The 314-nt window shown below is 37.3% G+C and carries 1 pseudogene; it reads right to left on the bottom strand.

The features are described 5' to 3' along the window. Window positions 1-314 (bottom strand): annotated as a pseudogene (locus ACM6HU_RS02020) (IS3 family transposase); the annotation flags it as partial.

Below are 314 nucleotides of genomic sequence, written 5' to 3'. Positions count from 1 at the left end.
GATCAGGACGATCGAAATTTTTTACCCAATAATAATACGTGCTTCGCGGAATACCAGCGAGCTGAAGTAGCATCTTTACTGAAAATTCATGCCTTAACTCATAGACTACTTGGGCCTTGTCTTGTTTCGTGATTTTTCCTTGTTTTGAACTAAGGCATTCAACTTTTTTAAATACGCATTTTCCATACGTAAACGCTCATTTTCCGCTTGTAGTGCTTCTATTGAACCTTCAATTATTCCGTGATCTTTGGTCGTGTTAAGTTTTTTATTTTTCATGGATTGATGCCCCTTTTTCTTTGATTGTAGGGCATCCA

The sequence above is a fragment of the Bacillus sp. IT-79MI2 genome (assembly GCF_949768135.1).
Classification (GTDB): domain Bacteria; phylum Bacillota; class Bacilli; order Bacillales; family Bacillaceae_G; genus Bacillus_A; species Bacillus_A pseudomycoides.
This window is presented reverse-complemented; position numbering and strand designations above follow the sequence as displayed.